The sequence below is a fragment of the Methylomonas sp. 2BW1-5-20 genome (genome assembly GCF_052474515.1).
Map to the genome: position 1 here is coordinate 2,153,870 of NZ_CP184127.1, position 23,185 is coordinate 2,177,054.

Below are 23,185 nucleotides of genomic sequence, written 5' to 3' on the forward strand. Positions count from 1 at the left end.
TAAAAATTAAAACAATTCGATTTCGTTATCATCGCTTTGCCGGTTTGCTTCCTCAAACAAAGCCAGAGCTTCGTCGATACTTTTGCCTTGATGGATGGCATCGAACATGACTTTTTCAGATTCCATAGTGTACTGTTTACGGATGTTTTCCTGAAACTTAGCCCACTCGACGGGATTATATAACCTATGCGGGGTATCGATGATAACCGACAAGCCTTTTAGGTTGTTGGAAACATGCTGTAAGCACTGATGCAAGCGATCATAAAATTGAAACGCGACAAGCGCCGAGTTAATCCTGAACTGGGTAGCTTCGCAATGCTTCAACGCATGGTCGCGGCTATCGCTTTGCTGCAAGCCGCTCAATATTTCATGAATATTTTTCATGTCGTCGACCATGCCGCTAAACGAGTCGGCCAAGGCAGTCACCGATTCGTCGCCCGCTTTCATACTCCCCTCAACCTGCGCGACGGATACCGTCAATAGCTTGATGGTTTCGCGGATTTGGCTCCAATCCAAGTCGGGTTGATTTGATGCTGAAAAAGTCATAAATGGCAATCCTAAAATTACAGATTCAAAATAAGTGGTCGCAACGAATTGGCGATATTGTAACCGACTATGCGATCGGAATGACGCTGGGTTAAGTATAGAAAAACTAGACGAGACGTAGGCTTATAGACCGGTTTTTTTGAAAAATCCGATATTTGACGAAAACTCCGCATTCTTCGGATCGCTAATAACCGGCCCACAAGTCCCTTAAGCCCCTGCGACGGCCAAGTTGACGATAACTCCGCAGATGAGGTAGAAAGACGCGTACAGCACAGGGTTTCCTGATTGAAACCATCTCCCGATCACCTTTATAAGGAAAGTATGAATATTCAATCCGCCGGTAAAAAACTGTTCGTATTGGACACCAACGTATTGATGCACGATCCTACTTCGATCTTCCGTTTTCAGGAACACAACGTATTCATACCTATGGTGGTGTTGGAAGAGTTGGATCATGCGAAAAAAGGACTATCCGACGTATCTCGAAATGTTCGCCAAGTCAGCCGCTTCCTGGATGAGTTAATTCGCGACGCCGATCAGAAGACCATCAACGAGGGTTTGCCGCTATCGCGCATCGAACATAACCCAACGGGCGAACGGGAATTCGACGGCCGCCTGTATTTTCAAACCCGGCAATTATCGCATTTATTACCTGACGATCTGCCGGGCCAGATCGCCGACAACTCGATTCTGAGTATCGTCTTGGCCTTGGGAAAAGAATATCCCGATGTCAACGTTATCCTGGTATCCAAGGATATCAACATGCGCATCAAGGCGGCAGCCTTGCAGATTAGCGCCGAAGATTACCACAACGACCAAACCATTGAAGACATCGATCTGCTCTACAACGGCACCATGGCCTTGGATAACGATTTCTGGGACGAGCATGGCGGCAAGATGGAATCGTGGCAGGAAAACGATCATACCTATTACCGGGTCAACGGTCCGCTGGTTTCCGAATGGTATCCCAACCAATATCTGTATATGGACGGTGACGACAATTTCGAAGCCATCGTCAAAAGCCGCGAGGGCGATACGGCGGTGCTGCAACTGGCCCGCGACTATCGGACCAAACATAATAGTATCTGGGGTATTTCCGCCAAAAACCGGGAACAAAACTTTGCGTTGAATGCCTTACTGGACCCCAACGTGGATTTCGTCACGCTGATCGGTTCCGCCGGCACCGGTAAAACTTTGCTGGCTTTGGCTGCCGGCTTGTCGCTGACGCTGGAAAGCAAACTGTATCTGGAAATCATCATGACCCGAGAAACGATGCCGGTCGGCGAGGATATTGGCTTTCTGCCCGGCACCGAAGAAGAAAAAATGGCACCGTGGATGGGCGCGCTGATGGACAACCTGGAATTGCTCGGCAGCCGCTCCGGTAGCACCGAGTGGGAACAGGGTGCTTCGCAAAACGTGATGATGAACCGGGTAAAAATCCGTTCGCTGAATTTTATGCGCGGAAGAACTTTCCTTAACCGCTATTTGATTATCGACGAAGCACAAAACCTGACGCCGAAACAAATGAAAACATTGATCACGCGCGCCGGTCCGGGTACCAAAATCATTTGCATTGGCAATCTGGCGCAAATCGATACCCCGTATCTCACCGCGACCAGTTCAGGCTTAACCTATGTAGTCGATCGCTTCAAAGCCTGGCCTAACAGCGCGCATATCACCTTACGCCGTGGCGAGCGCTCGCGTTTAGCCGATTTTGCCTCCGACAACTTATAAGCGCTCAAGCTAGCGTTCGTTCGCTTTCCAGCTTTGGCCACGCCGTTAATACCGCTTTAACCAGCGTGGCCAGAGGTATCGCAAAAAACACCCCCCAAAAGCCCCACAGCCCACCGAAAAACAGGATGGCCACAATAATGGCAATCGGGTGCAAATTTACCGCTTCCGAAAACAATAGCGGCACCAGAATCACCCCATCCAAAGCCTGTATGACCGAATAGGCTATAAACACGTACATAAACTGATCCCCGCCGCCGACGCCCCATTGCACATAGGCCACCGCCAAAACCGGGAATGTCACCAACGTGGCACCGACATAAGGAATGACAACGGACAAACCCATCAACACCGCGAGTAACATCGCGTAATTCAAACCCAGCCACCAAAAAACTACGAAACTGATAGCCCAAAGGATGAAGACCTCCAGAAACTTGCCTCGAACATAATTGGCGATCTGCCGGTCCACTTCGTGCCATACCCGCAAGCTAAGACTGGTGTCTTTCGGCAAAAACTGTACAAACCAAGCGAGTAGCACCTGCTTGTCCTTCAGGAAGAAAAACACCATCAGGGGGACCAGAAACAAATACACGATCACCGCGACCAAACCTACGAACGATTGGGCGGAACCGGAGATTAGATCCTGTCCATACTTAAGCAAGTCTTTCTGGATGGAGTACATGATCTCTCGAATGCGGGCATCGGAAATCAATTCGGGATGACGCTCGGGAAAGCGCATGATTTCCAGTTGCGCGCGGGAAACTATCTCCGGGATATGCTGTACGAGTTGCACCGTTTGCTCCGACACCATGGGCACCAACACAAACAACACAAAACCTAGCGCTGCCAAAAACGCAAAAAACACCAGATGCACGGCAATCAAGCGGCCCAGTTGGCGTTGTTCCGCCTTTACCACCAATCCTTCAAGCAGATAAGCCAAAACAATCGCCACAAACACCGGCATTAATAAATCCAGCAAACCGTATATCAATAAAAAGCCGCCCAACAGCACAATGGCCAGTGAGACTACTTGGGAATTGGGCAGAAATCGCTGGAAAAAATTTCTGATGAAATCGGAGCTGGAAAAATCAGTTTGTTGAGTCATGAGGGCCGAGCGATTCGCCGATATGATACCGGCTTAATAACGCCACTAAGTTTAGGTTTGAATGCGGAATTGCTCAGGAAAGCGTAAACAACTTATCAAAATTGGCGATTTCCAAAATCTTTTTAACTTCGGCACGTGCATTTTTTATGCGAATCGCCGATTTATCGCCAGCCATCCTGTCGCGCAGCACTAACAGCATTCCCAACGCCGAACTATCCAGATAATCGGTACCACCAAGGTCAACCTCTATCAGTTTCACACCGCTTTCCACGAGTTTGGTCGCCTCGCGAAATTCATTGTGCACACCAAAGTCGAACCGGCCGTTTATTTTAATGGTCAGTACACCCGAGTCGACCCGTGCATCAATAGCCATAGTACCTGTCCTCGACATTTAACATGCTTGCCCCATATTTTTACTAAAACAGATCCACATCGCCTTCATCCATTGAAGACTGGGAAACGATATTCGATTTTCTGACCTGCCACTGTTGTTTCATGGCCTGCAAACGTGCCGTACCTTGCAGCAGTTGCTCGCGCCATGTGGACTTATTGCCGGTTTTGAACGCACCCAATCCGATACCGATCTCATCGGAGAGTGCATCAAAATGCTGTAAGTTGAACTGCAAATATTCGATGAGCTGCCTGGCCATATCCTCGAATTGCAAACCCCGCACGGCATTGCCAACGCTCATTTCAATTTTGTTAGTCAAATGCGAAATCTCGCCAACATTCCGGCCTATATTGGCATTGATCAAGGCTATATCGTCCATCATCTTATCTATATTGGCTTTGGAACTAATCGCCACGTTCATGTCCTTGGACGCCATGATCTCGATCATGTTTTGCGCATCGCGAATATTTTCCTTGGAAGCTTTTACGACCACCTTTATTTCTTCGCTAAATTTATCCGAGTTTTTCGATAAATTCCGCACTTCGCCGGCAACCACGGCAAACCCACGGCCGGCCTCGCCTGCTCTGGCTGCCTCTATCGCCGCGTTCAATGCCAATAAATTAGTCTGATCGGCTATTTTTTGTACGTCGCCCAGCAGCTTTTCCACATGAGCCATGTGGCCGCCCACATCATTGATCACCGCCACCATTTCCATGCTTTGCTTACTGATTTGCAAAATATGGTCGATAAAAAACTGTAAGACACAGTCGGTTTCCCTAGTAAAACCGCTGAAATTCAGACTATTTTGCCCCTTATCGGTAGTGCCTTCTAAATCGTTTACCAATGAATAAACGATCGACGATTGCCCCGAGGTCAAACTGGCCAAACTATTGAAACTGTCCGACATGGTCCTCACCGCATCGGCGAGCATCGACTTCAATTGATTCAGTTCAGCGCGAAAATAACCTGACTCTTGGCCGATGCAGTCGTTGAGGTTTAGTAAATAACCGTCAATCGCCCGCACCAAGTCCGCTTCATTGTTTTCGCCCTGGATAGTGGCGGCGATCAATCCGGAACAATGCAATTGAAAAGCTTTAAAAACCCACAACAATGTCGCAAATACCTCGGCTGTGCCATATGCAAGAGGGCTTGGAAACAAAAGCGGCAAAAACAAAACGACAACCGTCAATAAAACGAGTAGAGCGTTGTCTTTGAGGAACTGCAACATAAACTCAATCCACCAGGGCCAGAATTTTTTCGGCTATTTTATCCAAGGATAACACATGATGAGCGGCGCCCAGTTTATAGGCCTCCCCTGGCATACCCCATACCACGCTGGATGCTTCGTCTTGAACTATATTGATTGCACCGGCATCTCGCATCTCCAACATGCATCTTGCACCATCGGCTCCCATTCCGGTCAACATCACGCCTATGGCGTTGCTGCCCACATTTTCGGCAATCGATCGAAACAATACGTCCACGGAGGGTTTATGCCGATTAACCGGCGGCCCGTCATTCAGGTGACACGCATAGCGTGCACCATCCCGAACCACCAGCAAATGCTGATCCCCGGGCGCGATATAGATATGCCCCGGTAAGATTAATTGCCCGTCGTTTGCCACGCAAGCGGTCATCTCGGATGCCTCGTCCACATGCTTGGCAAACGATGCGCTGAAAGCAAGCGGCAAATGTTGCGAAATTACGATAGCCGGCGCCGTTCTCGGCAAGTTTTTCACCAATTGCTTGACTGCTTCGGTGCCGCCTGTGGACGAACCCACGGCAATAATTTTATGGGTGGTTTTAAAATGTCTTTTCATCCCGAGGTTCGCAGAGTCGTTGACAACACTAGTCGCCGAGCTACTAGCCTTGTTGGTTTCTAACGCTTTCACTTTGGCCTGAGCGGCCATCCTGATTTTAGCGACTATTTCATCGGCGTAGGCGCGCAAGCTATGAGACACATCGGCCTTGGGTTTGGCGACGAAGTCGACTGCGCCCAACGCCAACGCTTCTAACGTCACTTCCGCGCCTTTTTCCGTCAACGTCGAAATCATCACCACCGGCATGGGCCGCAAGCGCATCAAATTCCGTAAAAAGGTCAACCCGTCCATCCGCGGCATCTCCACGTCCAGGGTCAACACATCGGGATTCAACGCCTTTATTTTATCCCTGGCAATAATAGGGTCGCTAGCAGTCCCCACGACCTCAATGTCCCCAGATTCATTGAAAATTTGGGTCAGCATTTGGCGAATCAATGCCGAATCGTCAACAATCAGTAATTTAATTTTTTTCATTTACGCTTCCTAAAACAGTTCAACGCTACCTTCAACCGGCGCATCCTTGATACTCGAACTGTATTGTTTCTCGCGTAGGAAGATAGTTTGATTATGCAGGTCTTTAATCTTTTTCATTCTGACCCGTCCGCTATGCGGAAAGAAATTCACTTTACGCGGGTATATGTCGCCCAAATCCTGCGACACCAAATTCAATGCTTCGGTATCGACATAGTCCAATACGAATTGGATATTTCTGGCACCGACATCGCCCAGCGTGGCTATGATTTTGCCGCCCCCAAACAATTTAACTTCCAAGTTTTTACGCTTGCCGCCATTTTGCAAAATACTGTTTATTAAATGTTCCATGGCGTAATTCCCGTATCGCAAGGCATTGCCAACCACCGCTTCGTCCCTATCGTTTAAGCGGCATTTACTGGTTTCAGGCAGCATGAAATGATTCATGCCGCCTACGCCGGATACGGCATCACGAATACAAGCGGCGACACAAGAACCCAGTACCGTTGTGATCATTTCGTCTTGCTTGGTGACGTAATAGTCGCCCGGCATCAATTTCGCTGCGATTATCTGATTTTCCTGATCCCAGTAGCGGTTGACGCTTTCGAAACCTGCAATGAGCGATCTTTCGACAGGTTGTATATGGCTCACTTGCTCGACTTCCTGTAAATGGTATTTCCTATTAAGCTGAATCCGGCATCAAGTTGATGCAAGGACTCTGAGTGTCCAATGAACAAATACGCCCCCTCTTCCAATAAGCCGCAGTATCGGTTAACCAACTTTATCTTGGTTTCCCGATCAAAATAAATCAGCACATTTCGACAAAAAATAAAATCGAAATACTCTTTAAACGGCCATTCCTGAATCAAATTCAATTGTTTAAACTCTATCAACTCTTTTAACTCAGCTTTAATTCTTACCTTGTTCGCCTGCCGGCCCACACCTTTTTGAAACCAGCGTTTTAGTCGGTGATCGGCTATGCCAGAGACCCGATCGGCCACATAAATTCCTGCCGAAGCCGTCGCCAGCACATTGGTATCCAGATCGGTAGCTAGAATAATAATGGTCCAATCCGCAGGAACGCATTCTTTCAATGTCATGGCCAGGGAGTAAGGCTCTTCGCCGGTTGAACAACCGGCAGACCATACTCTAATTTGTTTTTTGGCAGCCTTTTTTTTAAGCAACTCGGGTACAACCGTTAGGCTTAAATATTCAAAATGATGGTTTTCGCGAAAAAACGAAGTGAGATTAGTGGTGACCGCATTAATAAATTCGGTAAATTCCCTATCCGGGTTATTTTTCAAGTACTGGCAATACTGCTGAAAACGGGTAAATCCCAACATGCGGAGACGTTTCGACAGCCGCGAATAAAACATATCGAATTTATCGTCCGGGACTAAAATCCCGGAATATTGGTTGGATATTTTCCTTAAGACATCAAAATCCGCTTGGGTATATTCAAATTCGCGTGACTTTTCTTTCATTATCTAGTGATCGCCCTTAGCAGTTAAGCGAAACGACGCTATTAGAATAAGCCGGACGCAGCCTGATCGACTTCCAGCATTTCGGCGATACCCAACAACTCGGCTGCTTCGATAAATTTATCGGATGGGAAATCGATTGATATTGACTTCTGCAAGCCAATGGCTGTCTGCTTCAAGATTAATAGCAGTTGCAAAGTGGATGTATCTATCATGGTAACTGCCGATGCATCGATTTCAATAAGATCGAAATTAGCCAACATATGCGCCAATTGCTGATGCAAAGCAGTAACATTTTGAATATTGAGCACCGGGGCTAATGCTATCCTCCCTGTTTCGTTGCCGTCATCCGCGAAGCTCCCCGGCAGATTTTGGCGCTGTTCTGTTTCTGTTTCTGTTTCTGAAATCATAACGTTTTCAGGGCTTAAATCTGAAAACTTGGCTGCGGACCCGGATTCCAAATTAGGAATATCGTCCGACTGATACACTTGCTTAAAATCAGTTTGATGCATCCAAGCCAACGGATCGTAACCGATCAAACTTTCTTCGTCTTTTTCCGCCATCACATCATTCTCCCTTCCAAAAAGTCTTTCGCAAGCGCAGTAAAATCTCTCGCCGAACGACAACCCGGACGATATTCAAATATGGTTTTGCCGAAACTAGGGCATTCGGCAAGTAATGCCGTTTCGCGGATAGTCGTCGCCAAAATTTGTCCTGGAAAATATTTTTGCAACACACCCAATACTTCTTTTGAAATGCGTCTCGTCGGAATATATCTCGACATGACCAAAGAAAATTTATATGGCTTTTTCAGAGCATTTTCGAATTTTTTGATGGTCCCCATCAAATGTGAAACGCCTTGCAGCGCCAAATAATCGCTAGTCATTGGCACTAATATTTCGTCGGCGGCAAACAAGGCGTTGGCAACCAACACACCGGAAGAAGGCGGACAATCGACGAATATAAAATCCTGATCGAAATAGCCGTCGAGCAAGGCGTTGCGCAGTAAATCGCCACGCCGGGCGCCGCCATCCATTAATTGTTCGATTTCCTGTAAGCGCGGACCGGCAACCACCAAATTGAGATTTTTTCTTACCGGAATGAGTTGTTGCTGCAGACTACAAAGCCCCAGCATCACCGCATCGATACCACTTTTCCGGGAATCGACCACCCCCAGCGAAACGGCCAAATGACTCTGCGGATCCAGGTCGATTACGGTAACCCTTTTACCCAGCTTAGCCAGAGCATGAGTCAAATTGACCGAAGTTGTGGTTTTTCCAACACCGCCTTTTTGATTAAGGACCGCTACAATCCTGACGCTCATTTACCCTCTGGCATAATCGCAAGCCCCGAAATCTCTACAAACTCCTCGGGGTTCAGTAATTTGTCTACATCCAACAGCATCACCATATTTTTCTTACCCACGAACATTCCGCGCATATATTGAGTGTTGATTTTTGACCCCAAATTCGGAGCCTCTTTGATCTCCTGCGGATTAATATCCAGAACGTCTGACACCGCATCCGCCACTATTCCCATTACAGTGGTCCCGGAATGGGTCCTAACACTCATCACGATAACCACGGTAATCGGTGTGTATTCGACTTTTTCCATCTGAAAACGCTCGCGCAGGTCAATGATGGGCACAATGGAACCACGTAAATTCAAAGCTCCCTTCACAAAATCCGGCGTATTTGGGATTTTTCTGATTGGCTCCCAGCCTCTTATTTCCTGCACTTTCAAGATTTCAATGCCATACGCTTCACCTTCCAACTCAAAGGTCAGAAATTGCTCAACTTGTTTATCAGACCCTAAGTCGGCTGTCATGGCTGTAGTTTCCTATACGATATGATGGTCAATCGATCCTCTTCGCTAAAAATCCTGCCATTCTTCATCGGCTTGTGCTACCGACTTGAATGCGCTGGATTGGCGGCCCGGCTGCGAGATCGCTGCTCTATTGGCTTCCGCGCGAACAACACTGGTACTTTCGGCATGATGTATCCCCTGATGCTGAACATTTTTTTTATCGGTTTTAAAGAACGCCAACATTTCAACCATATTTGTCGACAAATCGCTCATCGAAACACTGGCCGCCGATGCCTCTTCAGCTAATGCGGCGTTCTGCTGGGTAATTTCATCCATTTGCGCAACAGCTTGATTGACTTGTCCGATACCGGAGGATTGTTCGACGCTGGCATCGGCAATTTGGGCGACTATGTCGCCAACCTTTTTCACACCGGCCACGATTTCGTTAAGCGCTTTACCGGTTTCATTCACAAACTCGGTGCCGGCTCTTACCTTTTGCACGCTGGTTTGAATGAGTTCCTTACTCTCCCTGGCAGCGGTGGCACTGCGTTGCGCCAGATTCCTGACCTCCGTAGCAACTACCGAGAATCCTCGGCCCTGCTCGCCCGCTCTGGCAGCTTCCACCGACGCATTTAAGGCCAATAAATTGGTTTGAAAAGCAATTTCATCGATCACACTGATAATATCGGCAATTTTATTGCTGCTTTCGTTGATCTCTTGCATGGCGGAGACCGCAGCTTTCACCACGTTACCACCTTTTTCAGCCAGTTCCTTGGCATTATTGGCGACCAAATTCGCTTGCTGCGCATTGTCCGCATTGTTTTTTACGGTACTGGTCAGTTCTTCCATACTGGCCGCGGTTTGTTGTAAGTTTGCTGCCTGCTGTTCCGCACGTTGCGACAAATTGTTATTGCCGCTGGCAATTTCCTGGGATGAGTTGTTGATGAAGTGAGCCGACTCGCTAACTTGGCCGAAAATCTCGTTCAATTTATCGATAGTGGCATTGATATCATTCTTGCAGTTTAAATAGACGCCTTGATAATCGCTGGTGATCCGATTGGTTAAATCACCTGCCGCCATGCTTTGCATGGTACTGCCGACATCCCTAAACACGTTTTCAATCACATCGGTCAGTTCGTTAATGCCTTCGCTAAGGGTTTCGAAAAAGCCATGTTTATCCGCCAACTCTATTCGGCTGGACAACTCACCGGCCTTAACCGCTTCCACAATGCTGGCAATTTCTTGCTCGATTTTTACTTCGTGCGTTCTATCCAGCCACTCGACCACAACCCCAATTCGCTCGTTTTCTTCGTTCTTGACTGGATTGGCGACGATGTTCATATGTCTGCCGCCAATTACCAATGCAGAACTAAATGTGCTTGCTAAATTTGCCAGCAGGCCACGTTGATGAGCCGGTTTTTTATGGAATTGATCGATATTGGCCCCCATCAATTTACTGGCGTCGAATTCAGGCAATTGCCTGCGAATGTCGGATTCGGCGTTTTGAAACATATCGGCAACGGTTTTATTCATATAAATGATGTCTAAATCGTTGTTTGCCACCATTACGCAGGACTGTACGTTGTCCAGAGCCTGTTTAATGCGCATCGCCTCCGAAGCCACTTGTTTGGAATAAGCCAAATCGGAATTTAATTTAACTTGCATACCATACAGAGCCCGATAGAAATCGCCTATTTCGTCGCCACGATCCAGGTCGATGGTGTTCCTGAATTGCTCATCGGCCATGCGATAACAAATACTTCTCGATTTCTCCAAGGCATCGATTACATGCCGAATCACCGAATACCCAATTATTGAGGCCAACACAGCCAAGCCCAAAAACACCGACATTTCGATATATCTTTCATTGGCATAATGATCGTAAATCGATTTGACGATCGGTAACAAAAAGATCAGATAAACTATCCCGACTTTTTTCCACAAACCTAATTTCAGCAAATTTTTGACGCCTGCCTTGATCCCTGTCGGGCGTATGCTTGCTTTATTGGCATTTAGTTTTTCGTATAAGGACTCGGCCTGCTGGATTTGCTCACGTGACGGCGCGTAACGTACGGACAAATATTCCTGGACTTTGCCGTTTTTGAAGACGGGCGTAACGTTAGCTTCCACCCAATAGTAATCGCCCGATTTCGTTCTGTTCTTAACCGGTGCGGTCCAGGGACGCCCGGCTTTTAAACACACCCATAAATCTTCAAACGCCGCCGGCGGCATGTCCGGATGCCTGACCATATTGTGGTTGGCACCGATTAGCTCGTCTTTGCCAAAACCGCTAATTTCGATGAAAGCGTCGTTTGCATAAGTAATGATGCCTTTCAAATTGGTACGCGTTACCAAAATGGTGCCGGGCTTCATCAAGACTTCGCGATCGGTCACAGGGTGATTGAGTTTCATTGCATATTCTCCGTTACAACCCAGCCATAAATAGCTTTTTTTTCAACTTTCATCTTCACCATCCAAGCCATCAAGTTTTAATAATTTATCAACATCCAGTAGCATCACCATTCGGCCATTTACCGAAACCAGTCCGTTGATAAATTCAGTACTGACTTTGCCTCCAAAATTAGGTGCGCTCTGGATGCTTTTTTTATTGACATCTACCACATCGGAAACTGAATCCACTACTACCCCAATGATCCTGGTTTTATCGGCGACTTTCGCTTGCAACACGACCACCACCGTCAACGGCGAATAATCACTGTGCTGCAATTGAAAGCGCTCGCGTAAATCGATGATAGGCACAATGGCCCCTCGCAGATTGACAACACCCTTTTCGTAACTCGGAACATTCGGAATTCTCGATACCGGTTCCCAGCTGCGGATTTCTTGCACCCGCAGAATATCCACGCCGTATTCTTCCTGGCCTAAAGTAAAGCTGAGAAATTGCAGACTACTTTCCTGTCTTTTTCCGTCTTGCCGGTCCGCGCTGCTGTGTTCGATTAGTTCTGACATGATGTATTCGAATCGGATTATTGATTGGCCAAACGCACTAAACCGGGAATATCCAGGATCAAAGCCACCGAACCGTCGCCCAAAATAGTCGCGCCGGATACGCCTTCGATACGCCGATAATTGGCTTCCAAAGACTTGATCACAACTTGTTGCTGTCCAAGCAGATCATCCACGAACAAACCGCAACGCAACCCTTGTCCTTCGACGACGACTATAAGTCCCTCTGTTAGTTTTGTGGTTCTGGCACTAGGTACATTGAAAATCTCGTGCATTCTAATGATGGGCAGATACTGACCGCGAAGCCAGAATGTTTCGCCCTTGCCGGCTACCCGATTCAGCCTATCTTCTTTCACATGAAGCGATTCGATAATGGAGCCCAACGGCAAAATATAGGTTTCATCGCCGACAGCAATCGATTGCCCGTCCAATATCGCCAGGGTTAGCGGCAAATGTATGGATATTGTGGAGCCTTTGCCCAACTCCGAGAGTATTTCAATATTGCCGCCCAAAGCCTGGATATTGCGCCGCACCACGTCCATTCCCACGCCACGCCCGGAAATATCCGTGAGTTTTTCGGCAGTGGAAAAACCGGGCATAAAAATCAACTCGTAGGTTTGCTTATCGCTCAAAATCGCATCTGCATCGATCAAGCCTTTCTCTATCGCTTTGGCCCGCAGTTTGTCTTTATCCAGGCCTTTGCCGTCATCAGCCACTTCAATCACAATATTGCCGCCGCGATGATACGCTTCCAGTGTAACGGTGCCCGTTTCCGGCTTGCCGGCGGCAAGCCGGACTTCTGGCATTTCGATGCCATGATCAAGGCTGTTTCTAACTAAGTGAACCAAAGGGTCGCTGAGTAATTCGACAACAGTTTTATCGACTTCGGTGTTTTCACCGACCAATTTGAGTTCAATTTTTTTGCCTAATTTACTGCTGATATCGTGCGCCAATCTGGGAAATCGGCTGAACACAAAGCTGATAGGCAACATACGAATGTTCATCACGCTTTCTTGCAACTCGCGGGTGTGGCGTTCCAATTGGGAGAGGCCGTTTTTTAACTGATCCAATTTATTCAATTCAAAATGCTCGCCAAGTAAACTGAGCATTGATTGTGTAATAACCAACTCTCCCACCATATTAATCAAGGTATCGATTTTACCGGTGTCCACACGGATAGAACTGGAACCCTTGGTTGCGGTTTTTGTGTCTTCTTTTTTGCCGCTATCGCGATCTTTCAAGTTCGAATTCAATTCGTCACTATTGGAAGAAAGCTCGGCATTTACGGTTTGACCGCCGTCGGTGGAAGTTTCCGCCGCCGTTTGCCGGGTGCTTGGCGCATCCGCGGTCGGACTCACGGCACTATAGACTGGCTGTTTCGCCAAATCGCAATCGTCCTCGACCCAATCGAAAATTTCATCAATTTCGGCTTCGGGTATATCGCCCATTACCTCAAGTTTCCAAGATAAGTGGCATTCCTCCGGATCCAAATCGTAAAAATCGGGGACACCTTGCAGATCCACTGTCGACGTAAATTCACCTAAAGTCGCCAGTTCCCGGAACATCCTCACCGGCTCGTTACCGGTTTTTAACAAGTGCAGGTGCGGGCTAAAGGCAATTTTCCACCCCACGACGTTCGAGAAAGCATTAACCCGCGAAACAGAATCTTCTGAGATTGGTTTAATCGGGTGTTTTTCGGCAGGAACACTGGCTGGTGTGGCATTAATAAGTTCGTTGTCCAAAGCTTGCTTATGCTCAGCCACATCAGTTTGGTCAATCGCGCTACCGTGCCGTATCGATTGCAACATATCCCTCAGGCAATCGACCGACCCCAGCAAAACGTCGACTGCCGGTTGCGTGATTTTTCGGCGCCCATCGCGCATTTCATCGAGTAAGGTCTCCATGACGTGCGTAAAGTCGGACACGGCAGTAAATCCAAACGTGCCGCTGCCACCTTTTATCGAGTGTGCGGCGCGGAAAATCGTGTTGATATCCTCAACATTGACATCCCCTAAATCAAGATTCAGCAACCCCGACTCCATCGCATCAAGCCCTTCGAAACTTTCTTCGAAAAAAACCTGATGAAACTGTGCCATATCGATAGCCATAGAATTACCCGTTTGATGGATTCTCTGAAAAAGCTAACAGTTAACCCATCACTTTTTTAATTGTCTTCAACAGCTGATCGGGATTAAACGGCTTCACTATCCAACCCGTCGCGCCGGCATCCTTACCTTGCTGTTTTTTATCGGTTCCGGCTTCGGTCGTCAGCATCAACATGGGCGTGAACTTGTAGTTCGGTAAAGCGCGCAAATCTCTAATCAACTCAATTCCGTCTTTATTTGGCATATTCACATCGGTAACAACGCAATCGAATGCTTGCGCCTTAGCCTTATTCAAGGCATCCGCTCCATCTACCGCTTCAACCACGTTATAACCCGCGCCTTTTAAGGTAAACGCCACCATCTGCCTCATCGAGGCGGAATCGTCTACAGCTAGAATTGTTGCCACGTTTTTCTCCTCCAATTTAATCAAATATTTTTAAAACCTTTTCTTTAACTCTGAGTGTACGCATCCAAAACTCTATAACGGGCACCTCAAATCCATATCAAAGTTTACTTAAGTATCCCCAGGAGTGTAGCCACAGAAACGCGTTCTTGCCAAAAAATCCTCATTTCCAGAAACTTTATTTGCCAAGTCCGCACTAGTTTCAGACATTAGCGAAATCCATGCCTAGCACATTACGATTGTGCTTTAACTCGCATATCTTTGTTAAATCCTGTGCTATCTTGAAGCTGGATTTTGACTCGTCAACATATTGCCTAGCAGAACCCTAGAATTTAGCGGGAAATATTTAGACTAAGGGGCAACACAACCATCGGAGAACAAAAATATGCTGCAAAGCCCCAGTAGCCAATTCAAAGCTTATGAAGACCATGACTAAGCGAGAACCTAATGGTTTTACCCTGGTCGAGTTGATGGTCACTATCGCCATCGCCGGCATTCTGGTTGGTATTGCCGTTCCTGGTTTCCAATCAATCATCACGAGCAGCCGGCTGACCGCTTCTACCAATGAGTTGATCTCGGCATTAAATTTGGCACGTAGTGAAGCGATTAGGCGCGGTCAGTCTGTCACAGTCCGTAAAGTTGACGATAACTCGTCAACCCATTCAGGAGACACCGCCAACTGGAGTGGCGCGAACTGGGAAGATGGGTGGGATGTGTTTACCGACACGGATGGTGATGGCAGTTTTGAAACTGGCGATATTCTGATTAAAACTTTCGCAGCTTTACCCTCTTCTTATAGTTTAAGAGGAAACAATAATTTCACATATTTTGTCCGGTATACCCCGACTGGCTTCTTAAGTAATCCTGGTGGCGGCAGTTTCGTAATCTGCAATGCCCTGAATGTTGCCAAGTCCAGGTTAATCATCATTAAAGGTACGGGGAGAATCAGAATAGCACCCGATGCCGACCACGACGGCATCCCGGAAAAAGATGGTGGCGTCGAAATCAGTTCCTGCACCTCGGGGTTCTAAAATGATTAACAAGGCATCCGGCTTTACATTGATAGAGGTGTTGGTAGCAGTCGTCATATTGGCTATAGGTTTGCTCGGATTGGCAGGCCTACAGACAGCTACACTTAGAAACAACCAAAGTGCCTATATGCGCTCACAGGCAACCCAGCTTGCTTATGACATTACCGATCGGATTCGCGCCAACCCGCTTGGAAACTATAACAATCAAGCCGGCACCAATAGCGACTGCCTAGCGAATGTTTGCACTCCAACGCAAATGGCCGGTTACGACTTGACGCAATGGAATAGCCATTTAGCTAGCCTGCCCAGTGGGGCCGGTGTTGTTTGCCTTGACAATACGCCTCTCGACGGAACGTCCGCCACCCCTGCTTGCGACGGATCAGGCACGACATTCGCGGTCAAAATCTGGTGGACGGACGACATCGGCGATGCCAATCAGGATGGCGTTACAACCCAGCGATTTGTTATGAGTTTTCAGCCATGAAAAGACACTCTGCCCGTTACGCTCAGTCAGGTATGACCCTCATCGAGATCATGGTGGCATTGCTACTCGGTGCATTCCTACTTGGGGGTTTAATCAACATATTCATTAATGCCAAACAAACTTACCGCATGGAAGAAGATCTTTCCAGATTGCAAGAAAGTAGTCGCTTTGCTCTTGAAGTATTGGGGAAAGACCTGAGATTGAGTGGTTTTCAAGGCTGTTCATCCGTAACATCCATAACGCCGGTAAGTACCATTACGTCGCCTACCGTTTCAGCCCCGACGACTGCCACCGTCCTTGTTGGTTATGACGGTAGTCAGGCATCGCCGGCCACCAGCACATGGACGCCAGCATTACCCGCCACCTTGTCCGGTTTAAGCAGTCCGACTATTACTTACGGCACAGACGTTATAAGTGTTATGTATGGGGAAAGCTGTGGGGGATATCTAACTGCTGATATGGCAAGTTCGACAGCAGATGTGACCATTCCGGCGACTAATAGCTGCGGAATAAGCAGCGGGGATGCCGTCATGATATCTGATTGCGCGAAAGCCGATATGTTTCGTGCAGCCGCCAACACAACCTCTACCTTAATAAAACACACCCCAGCATTGCCAGCCACTTGCACCACTCCACCTTGTTATACAGCCAAAGCCGAAGTATTTGCTTATCGAAGCTACAGCTATTTTATACGCACGGGTACGAGCGGCGAGCCATCGTTATGGCGATATGACAACACTATATCTACCAGCAGCACTAACCCTTTGGAATTAATCGAAGGAATAGAAAACATGCAAATTCTTTACGGTGAAGACACTGACGCTGATGGCGTCGCCAACCGCTATTTTATTGCACCCAATGTCACCAATATGGCTAATGTCGTGAGCATCCGCGTCTCGCTATTAGCGCGAACCGGAAACAATGTCGCATCACAAGCACTTACTTACGACTATAACGGCACGACAGGGATTATTCCTACCGATAATCGCATCCGCCGCGTTTTTGAGGCAACTATTGCTGTGCGAAATCGCTTGAATTAACCTGGAGCCGCGAAAATGGATAAACGACATATTTCCAAAACCCAATCCGGTGTTGTGCTTATTGTCGCCCTGGTGATGCTGCTTCTACTAACTGTCATTGGAGTCGCCGGCTCTAATGTGACGGGGCTTGAAGAGAAAATGGCCGGCAATATGCGTGATCGCAATTTGGCATTTCAAGCCGCAGAGTCAGCGTTAAACGCCGGGGAATCGTGGCTTGCGAGCAATACATTTACCTGTACTCCAACAAGCGGCAGATTCAACCCACGCGACAAAGACTGCAATTCCGGCACAGCTGAGACTAGCGAAGTATGGGATAGCATCACCTGGGCAAGTACTGATTCGGTTGCCTACACTGGCGTGTTATCCAATTTAAGCGCTAACCCCCGCTATATTATCGAAGACCTAGGCTGCCTTCCCGCACCCGCTGCTTGCCCTGGCGTACACAATTACCGAGTTACTGCCCGTGCCATCGGTGGTTCAGCGGAAACGATTGTTATGCTGCAATCAATTTATCAAATTTAATCGATTAGACCGTCTTGTCCCTTACGACAGACAGAAATCGAGGACGACGATTATGAAGATACAACTTGCTCCATCAATGAAAACAACAGTTTTTTTAATTTTTGTAATGTTGAATTGCCCGATTTTCAAGGCTGGTGCGGCAACAATCGCAAAGGAACCTCTGTTCTTGACATCCAGCGTGCCTCCTATCGTCATGCTGACAATGGAACGCGATCACAAACTTTACTATGAAGCATACAATGACGCGTCGGACATCAATGGCGACGGCGTACTAGATGTTCGCTATAACCCGGCAATCGACTATTTTGGCTATTTCGACTCACATAAGTGTTACAGCTACGCATCAGGTAAATTCACGCCCGCAACAGTCACTTTGAATAAAAAATGTTCCAGCGCCTGGAGTGGAGATTTTCTCAATTACCTGACCACCTCTCGCATGGACGCGCTGCGTCGCGTTTTATACGGTGGCAAACGCAGTACCGATACTACGACGAGCACAATACTTGAACGCTCATACATTCCTCAAGACGCTCACAGTTGGGGAAAGGAATATACCAGCGAATTAATTGATGGCTACAAAATTACTGACTATACCCCTCTTTTACAACCGACAAACGGAACTCGCCACCTGTTTGCAAATACCACTTTACTCTGTCCATCCGGCAATTCAGATCCGGGTTGCAACAGCAACTCAGGTCTGCCTTTGTTACGCGTGCTTAACGACACCGCTTTTCGAGTTTGGGAATGGCTTTCAATTGAGCGCCCGGTAGCAGGGGTTCAATGTGCAACCGGCAATAATGTACGCAGTAACTGTGCTGTTGCTGCTGCAATCGCCAATTGGGTTATTGTGCCTAGCAGTTACTTTTCAAACCTCACACAAACAACTTATAACACCACCGGATACAATACATGGCCAAATGACCATACCCAATTTGACACTCTAGTTAGTACTTACGGGATTACTGCAAAGAAATTCGGCACTACCACCGCTAACCAAATCAACGGTAGCGGCAATCCAAACTCAGGCGCCAGTGGTTCACAAGACAATTATCTAACCATATTCGATGGAAATCTGGTCATTCCTAATGGAGAGGGTGGAACGTACAGTTTTGCGGTTGATGGTGACGACGCCGTCGAGGTGATTATCGATGGCAGTGTTTTAGTCGGATGGTATGGTGGTCACGGGAATAACAATAGTAGCAGTTCGCTTACCAGTCACTCCGCTAGCAAATTTCTATCTGAAGGAAGCCACACCATCAGATTTCGTCATCAGGAATACACAGGAGGGGACAATTATTACCTGTATTGGCAAAAAACCCTACCGTCATCTGTAATAACCGATTATGTGGTACGAGTCGACGCTTGTGTAAGTGGCTTATTAGAAAGCCAATGCCGAGGTTACCCTACTACGGCCCCAACTTCATATAAACCCGCCGGACTTTTACAGGAATACGGCGAGGGTGACAAGATGGCATTTGGTTTGATTACGGGGTCATATGCCAAAAATGTCTCAGGTGGCGTCCTACGAAAAAACATATCTTCCCTAACCGATGAGATTGACGCAGCTACGGGCGTATTCACCAGTACCAACGGCGTTATTAAGACAATTAACGCCCTTAAAATCGTCGACTTTGCCGGAGACTATTATTACAACAATAATTGCGGCGTTCCTGAAGTGGGCGGCCCACTGGCGGAAGGCCGCTGCCGTATGTGGGGCAACCCTACTGGCGAAATGATGTATGAAGGCCTGCGGTATTTTGCTGGGAAAGCCACACCTACGACCGAGTTTTCGATAGCAAGTACCGGTACCGATGACAGTAATCTGGGATTGCCGCTACCAACCTGGTTGGATCCTTATCGGAGTACCGCATCAGGCGGTTACCTTTCCTGCGCCAAGCCATCGCAATTAGTAATTAGCGACATCAACCCAAATTACGACACCGATCTATTACCAGGAAGACACACATACACAGTACCTTCAACTACTCCGACATTTACCGGCGATATTACGAATTTAAACGTTGAAAGCCTTGCGGATACCATTTGGGCAACAGAGTATGGCTCGTCTCAATCTTTGTTTATTGGGCAATCTGGCGGCACCTACGATGGCGCACCCACAGCTAAAACAGTGACAAGTTTTGGCAATATACGCGGTCTTGCTCCGGAAGGACCAACACAACAAGGCGGCTACTATCCTGGAAGTATTGGCTTATTCGGTAGACTTAATGATGTCAATCCGGCTACCGGCAAGCAACAACCAGATACGCTGAGCGTCGCTTTGGCGTCGCCGCTACCACGTATTAGATTTCCACTTGCCAACAGTATAATTACACTGGTGCCATTCGCTAAAACCGTTGGTGGGTGCGGTAGTATCTCAACCTCCGTCGGCAGCTACCAACCTACCAATACTATTGTCGACTTTTATGTGGATACCATTAAAAACACCGACGTATCAAATGTTGACTCAACGGTAAACGGGGGTAGGGCCTATGCAAAATTTAGAATCAATTACGAAGATTCAGAATATGGTTCGGATCACGACATGGATGCAATTGCCGAGTACGAGTTAACGGCAAACTCAAACAACACCGTGGATGTCAAGGTTGCGTCAAATTATGCAGCCGGAGGTTGTATACAGCATATGGGATACGTTATTTCGGGCACATCCGCCGACGGCACTTACTTAGAAGTAAGAGACCCCGACACCGCTTCCGGTAGTGATATAGACTATTACCTAGACACTCCACACAACCGCGGATCAGGTGTAGCCTTACCCACTACGCATACTAGAAATTATTCGCTAGGCACCAATACCTCTGCAAGCTTCGTTGCGCACGATCCGCTTTGGTATGCCGCCAAATGGGGCGTAGCAGATAAAAATGGCGATGGTATTCTCGACACCAACGAATGGGACGCAGAAAACAATACAACCCCCAATGGCCTACCTGATGGCGTACCGGACGGCTATTTTCTGGTCACCAACGCTAGCCAGCTCTCCGTCCAGTTGGGCAAAGCATTTGCACGCCTGATCAACATCGTAAGTTCAGCTTCAGCCGTGGCTGCTAACACTACCAAGTTAAATACTGGCACACTTGTTTATCAGGCCCGGTTTGACCCTAGAGATTGGAGTGGACAATTGTTGGCTCTCGCTGTAGATTCAATTACCGGCATTCCTGACACTACAACTCCAAACTGGGAAGCTGCAACTGTCCTGCCCGCGGCATCAGACCGGAATATATACACTTACAACCCGGCGGCGACCTCCGGATCAAGAGGTATTCCATTCCTCTGGGCCAGTTTAACCAGCACACCCAGCGGCACATCTCAGCAAGACTATTTGAATCAATTATCAGGCGTTCCCGATACGAAAGGTTCAGATCGCCTTAACTGGTTGCGCGGCGACAATTCCAAAGAATATCGTTTAGGCGGTACCTTTAGAAATAGAATCAAGCGTTTTGTGAACGACAGCTTTCTTACGTCTGCAACAGATCTAGCCGATGGCTCTATCAAGACCAATAAATTAGGCGATATCGTCAACTCAGATCCGATTTACGTTGGCACGGATGATTTTGGCTTTAGCAGTTTACCAGGCGCTGAGGGCACCGATTACACGGCTTTTCGGGCGAGTAGTAGTTACGTAAATCGTAGGCCTATGGTTTATATGGGGGCTAACGATGGGATGTTACATGGCTTTGATGCGAGAAAAAATACAGGTACTTTTACCGGGGGCGGTAAAGAAATATTTGCGTATGTTCCCAATGCTTTATTTCCTGAATTGAGCAAACTGACATTACCCACCTATCAACACCAATACTACGTGGATGGGATCTCCAATGTTTCTGACGTATATTACGATTCGGCATGGCATACATTACTGGCAGGCGCTACGGGCGCCGGTGGTCGTGCCTTATTCGCCCTCAACGTGACTGATCCCGATACGTTTGGCACCAGCAGCGCGCTCTGGGAATTCACCAACGTCAATGACAGTGATCTAGGATATACCTTTGGGCAGCCAGTTCTAGGAAAAATGAATGACGGCAGTTGGGTTGTCATCGCCGCTAATGGCTATAACAGTGATGCGGGTCATGCCGCACTGTTTATCCTCAACGCAAAAACAGGCGCTCTAATCAAGAAAATTGACACTGGCGTGGGTACTTCGACGAATAAGAACGGACTGTCCTCTCCAGTTGCCGTAGACACAAATAACGATAAGAAAATTGATGTGATTTATGCGGGTGATCTTTACGGAAATCTATGGAAGTTCGATGTCAGCGCCACTTCGCCCACCAGTTGGGCTGTAGCCAACAGTGGATCGCCTCTGTTTGTTGCTTGTGCAGCAGCAGGCGCGACATGTTCATCAAGTGATCTTCAACCTATCACCGGCAAACCTAGCGTTGGCGCCATAAGCCCTGATCAGTCTGCCGGCATTATGGTTTACTTTGGCACCGGCAAATATTTTGAAACGTCCGATGGGATAGTACCAACGAATCCGCAAGTGGAAACGTTTTACGGCTTATGGGATAACAACACTGGAAAAATCACCGATAGAGCAAATCTTCAGACACAAACCATCGATTTTGAAGGTGTAGCTGTTAACAACTCAGGCTCGACAAGTTCGACAGTCGTGCGTGCAACGTCTCGAAATACAGTGTGCTATTCAACATCCACTACTCCGGCAAACGATGACGATACACTAACAACCACTTGTAGTTCATCAAACCTAAAGCGCGGCTGGTTAATAGATTTGATAGTAAAACCCGCAAATACTCCGAAAGGGGAGCGTGTTGTAACGCCGCCTGTCATGTACCAAGATATGGTAATTTTTTCTACCATTATTCCAAGTGCAGATCCATGTGCAAGTGGAGGACAGAGCCGACTAATGCTCCTTGAAGCAGTTACTGGCAAAAGATCAAGCAGCGCCAACTTTGATCTGTTTGGTGGTACAGCGTCTTCACCCAGCCTATCAAAAGATAACAAAGTAGATAATGCGGATCTAATTAAAGTGAACGGTAAGTTAATTGCGGCGTCAGGTATTGACTTGGGAATAGGCATACACAAAAACCTGAGTATCGTTGCCTCACATGGATACGCTTCCGGTTCTAGTGGGGATCTTGGAAATATTACGTTAAAAAGTAGCGCTACCACTACAACCGGCAGTTCAACTTCAGGAAAAAGAGTCTCCTGGCGCCAATTAAGATAACCAGCCAAAAATTTTATTAGACTTAGGGATATTTTTGGCCGTAGCGGTTAGAAATATCCCTGGAATTCAAAAATTACTCATA

General features: G+C 47.5%; 20 protein-coding genes. 6 read left to right on the forward strand and 14 right to left on the reverse strand.

Annotated elements, in window-relative coordinates; genetic code table 11:
* Positions 1 to 6: 6 nt before the first annotated feature.
* The gene (locus ACH50O_RS09720; RefSeq protein WP_446811821.1) at positions 7 to 546 is read right to left on the reverse strand and encodes a hypothetical protein; all 540 of its coding nucleotides are present in this window, start codon (positions 544 to 546) and stop codon (positions 7 to 9) included.
* 321 nt (positions 547 to 867) lie between these two features.
* Here ACH50O_RS09720 and ACH50O_RS09725 point away from each other — a divergent pair, with 321 nt between their 5' ends.
* Positions 868 to 2,280, forward strand: a complete 1,413-nt coding sequence (locus tag ACH50O_RS09725; RefSeq protein ID WP_446811822.1) for a PhoH family protein — start codon at positions 868 to 870, stop codon at positions 2,278 to 2,280.
* Positions 2,281 to 2,284: 4 nt separating this feature from the next.
* On the opposite strand, the gene ACH50O_RS09730 is transcribed toward ACH50O_RS09725, so the two are convergent.
* From ACH50O_RS09730 to ACH50O_RS09790, 13 genes are all read right to left on the reverse strand, one after another.
* A complete protein-coding gene (locus ACH50O_RS09730) occupies positions 2,285 to 3,382 on the reverse strand; it encodes an AI-2E family transporter (protein WP_446811823.1) in 1,098 nt (365 codons plus the stop codon).
* 73 nt (positions 3,383 to 3,455) lie between these two features.
* Entirely contained in the window at positions 3,456 to 3,755 is a 300-nt protein-coding gene (locus tag ACH50O_RS09735) for an STAS domain-containing protein (RefSeq protein ID WP_446811824.1), read from the reverse strand.
* A 43-nt stretch (positions 3,756 to 3,798) separates the two neighbouring features.
* Entirely contained in the window at positions 3,799 to 5,001 is a 1,203-nt protein-coding gene (locus ACH50O_RS09740) for a methyl-accepting chemotaxis protein (RefSeq protein WP_446811825.1), read from the reverse strand.
* Positions 5,002 to 5,005: 4 nt separating this feature from the next.
* Entirely contained in the window at positions 5,006 to 6,067 is a 1,062-nt protein-coding gene (locus ACH50O_RS09745; RefSeq protein ID WP_446811826.1) for a protein-glutamate methylesterase/protein-glutamine glutaminase, read from the reverse strand.
* A 9-nt stretch (positions 6,068 to 6,076) separates the two neighbouring features.
* Entirely contained in the window at positions 6,077 to 6,715 is a 639-nt protein-coding gene (gene cheD, locus ACH50O_RS09750; protein WP_446811827.1) for a chemoreceptor glutamine deamidase CheD, read from the reverse strand.
* On the reverse strand, positions 6,712 to 7,548 hold the full coding sequence (locus ACH50O_RS09755; protein ID WP_446811828.1) for a CheR family methyltransferase: 837 nt from the start codon (positions 7,546 to 7,548) through the stop codon (positions 6,712 to 6,714). Before ACH50O_RS09755 ends, cheD begins: the two co-directional genes overlap by 4 nt.
* A 41-nt stretch (positions 7,549 to 7,589) precedes the next feature.
* Complete coding sequence (locus ACH50O_RS09760) at positions 7,590 to 8,108, reverse strand: STAS domain-containing protein (RefSeq protein WP_446811829.1); 519 nt, start codon at positions 8,106 to 8,108, stop codon at positions 7,590 to 7,592.
* Positions 8,108 to 8,869: a ParA family protein gene (locus ACH50O_RS09765; protein ID WP_446811830.1), complete on the reverse strand. Its 762-nt coding sequence runs from the start codon at positions 8,867 to 8,869 to the stop codon at positions 8,108 to 8,110. The genes ACH50O_RS09760 and ACH50O_RS09765 overlap by 1 nt, the downstream gene beginning before the upstream one ends.
* A complete protein-coding gene (locus ACH50O_RS09770) occupies positions 8,866 to 9,372 on the reverse strand; it encodes a chemotaxis protein CheW (RefSeq protein ID WP_446811831.1) in 507 nt (168 codons plus the stop codon). Before ACH50O_RS09770 ends, ACH50O_RS09765 begins: the two co-directional genes overlap by 4 nt.
* 45 nt (positions 9,373 to 9,417) lie before the next feature.
* Complete coding sequence (locus ACH50O_RS09775) at positions 9,418 to 11,763, reverse strand: methyl-accepting chemotaxis protein (RefSeq protein ID WP_446811832.1); 2,346 nt, start codon at positions 11,761 to 11,763, stop codon at positions 9,418 to 9,420.
* A gap of 42 nt (positions 11,764 to 11,805) precedes the next feature.
* Entirely contained in the window at positions 11,806 to 12,321 is a 516-nt protein-coding gene (locus ACH50O_RS09780) for a chemotaxis protein CheW (RefSeq protein WP_446811833.1), read from the reverse strand.
* A gap of 17 nt (positions 12,322 to 12,338) precedes the next feature.
* Positions 12,339 to 14,426, reverse strand: coding sequence for a chemotaxis protein CheA (locus ACH50O_RS09785; protein ID WP_446811834.1), 2,088 nt, complete (start codon positions 14,424 to 14,426; stop codon positions 12,339 to 12,341).
* Positions 14,427 to 14,466: 40 nt separating this feature from the next.
* Complete coding sequence (locus ACH50O_RS09790; RefSeq protein ID WP_020482362.1) at positions 14,467 to 14,793, reverse strand: response regulator; 327 nt, start codon at positions 14,791 to 14,793, stop codon at positions 14,467 to 14,469.
* Between the two features lie 452 nt (positions 14,794 to 15,245).
* Here ACH50O_RS09790 and ACH50O_RS09795 point away from each other — a divergent pair, with 452 nt between their 5' ends.
* The 5 genes from ACH50O_RS09795 to ACH50O_RS09815 are packed head-to-tail and all read left to right on the forward strand — an operon-like array spanning position 15,246 to position 23,103.
* Positions 15,246 to 15,857 (forward strand): GspH/FimT family pseudopilin, encoded by a 612-nt coding sequence (locus tag ACH50O_RS09795; protein ID WP_446811835.1) that lies wholly within the window; start codon positions 15,246 to 15,248, stop codon positions 15,855 to 15,857.
* A gap of 1 nt (position 15,858) precedes the next feature.
* Positions 15,859 to 16,341: a type IV pilus modification protein PilV gene (gene pilV, locus ACH50O_RS09800; protein WP_446811836.1), complete on the forward strand. Its 483-nt coding sequence runs from the start codon at positions 15,859 to 15,861 to the stop codon at positions 16,339 to 16,341.
* Positions 16,338 to 17,381 (forward strand): PilW family protein, encoded by a 1,044-nt coding sequence (locus ACH50O_RS09805; RefSeq protein WP_446811837.1) that lies wholly within the window; start codon positions 16,338 to 16,340, stop codon positions 17,379 to 17,381. The genes pilV and ACH50O_RS09805 overlap by 4 nt, the downstream gene beginning before the upstream one ends.
* A gap of 15 nt (positions 17,382 to 17,396) precedes the next feature.
* Positions 17,397 to 17,903, forward strand: a complete 507-nt coding sequence (locus tag ACH50O_RS09810; RefSeq protein WP_446811838.1) for a pilus assembly PilX family protein — start codon at positions 17,397 to 17,399, stop codon at positions 17,901 to 17,903.
* 52 nt (positions 17,904 to 17,955) lie between these two features.
* The gene (locus ACH50O_RS09815) at positions 17,956 to 23,103 is read left to right on the forward strand and encodes a PilC/PilY family type IV pilus protein (protein ID WP_446811839.1); all 5,148 of its coding nucleotides are present in this window, start codon (positions 17,956 to 17,958) and stop codon (positions 23,101 to 23,103) included.
* Positions 23,104 to 23,185 lie beyond the last annotated feature (82 nt).

What these genes read in the sequence shown, in the direction of transcription:
- ACH50O_RS09720 (WP_446811821.1), bottom strand. Translation starts at nt 546, where the DNA reads ATGACTTTTTCAGCATCAAATCAACCCGACTTGGATTGGAGCCAAATC.
- ACH50O_RS09725 (WP_446811822.1), top strand. Translation starts at nt 868, where the DNA reads ATGAATATTCAATCCGCCGGTAAAAAACTGTTCGTATTGGACACCAAC.
- ACH50O_RS09730 (WP_446811823.1), bottom strand. Translation starts at nt 3,382, where the DNA reads ATGACTCAACAAACTGATTTTTCCAGCTCCGATTTCATCAGAAATTTT.
- ACH50O_RS09735 (WP_446811824.1), bottom strand. Translation starts at nt 3,755, where the DNA reads ATGGCTATTGATGCACGGGTCGACTCGGGTGTACTGACCATTAAAATA.
- ACH50O_RS09740 (WP_446811825.1), bottom strand. Translation starts at nt 5,001, where the DNA reads ATGTTGCAGTTCCTCAAAGACAACGCTCTACTCGTTTTATTGACGGTT.
- ACH50O_RS09745 (WP_446811826.1), bottom strand. Translation starts at nt 6,067, where the DNA reads ATGAAAAAAATTAAATTACTGATTGTTGACGATTCGGCATTGATTCGC.
- ACH50O_RS09755 (WP_446811828.1), bottom strand. Translation starts at nt 7,548, where the DNA reads ATGAAAGAAAAGTCACGCGAATTTGAATATACCCAAGCGGATTTTGAT.
- ACH50O_RS09760 (WP_446811829.1), bottom strand. Translation starts at nt 8,108, where the DNA reads ATGGCGGAAAAAGACGAAGAAAGTTTGATCGGTTACGATCCGTTGGCT.
- ACH50O_RS09765 (WP_446811830.1), bottom strand. Translation starts at nt 8,869, where the DNA reads ATGAGCGTCAGGATTGTAGCGGTCCTTAATCAAAAAGGCGGTGTTGGA.
- ACH50O_RS09770 (WP_446811831.1), bottom strand. Translation starts at nt 9,372, where the DNA reads ATGACAGCCGACTTAGGGTCTGATAAACAAGTTGAGCAATTTCTGACC.
- ACH50O_RS09775 (WP_446811832.1), bottom strand. Translation starts at nt 11,763, where the DNA reads ATGAAACTCAATCACCCTGTGACCGATCGCGAAGTCTTGATGAAGCCC.
- ACH50O_RS09780 (WP_446811833.1), bottom strand. Translation starts at nt 12,321, where the DNA reads ATGTCAGAACTAATCGAACACAGCAGCGCGGACCGGCAAGACGGAAAA.
- ACH50O_RS09785 (WP_446811834.1), bottom strand. Translation starts at nt 14,426, where the DNA reads ATGGCTATCGATATGGCACAGTTTCATCAGGTTTTTTTCGAAGAAAGT.
- ACH50O_RS09790 (WP_020482362.1), bottom strand. Translation starts at nt 14,793, where the DNA reads ATGAGGCAGATGGTGGCGTTTACCTTAAAAGGCGCGGGTTATAACGTG.
- ACH50O_RS09795 (WP_446811835.1), top strand. Translation starts at nt 15,246, where the DNA reads ATGAAGACCATGACTAAGCGAGAACCTAATGGTTTTACCCTGGTCGAG.
- pilV (WP_446811836.1), top strand. Translation starts at nt 15,859, where the DNA reads ATGATTAACAAGGCATCCGGCTTTACATTGATAGAGGTGTTGGTAGCA.
- ACH50O_RS09805 (WP_446811837.1), top strand. Translation starts at nt 16,338, where the DNA reads ATGAAAAGACACTCTGCCCGTTACGCTCAGTCAGGTATGACCCTCATC.
- ACH50O_RS09810 (WP_446811838.1), top strand. Translation starts at nt 17,397, where the DNA reads ATGGATAAACGACATATTTCCAAAACCCAATCCGGTGTTGTGCTTATT.
- ACH50O_RS09815 (WP_446811839.1), top strand. Translation starts at nt 17,956, where the DNA reads ATGAAGATACAACTTGCTCCATCAATGAAAACAACAGTTTTTTTAATT.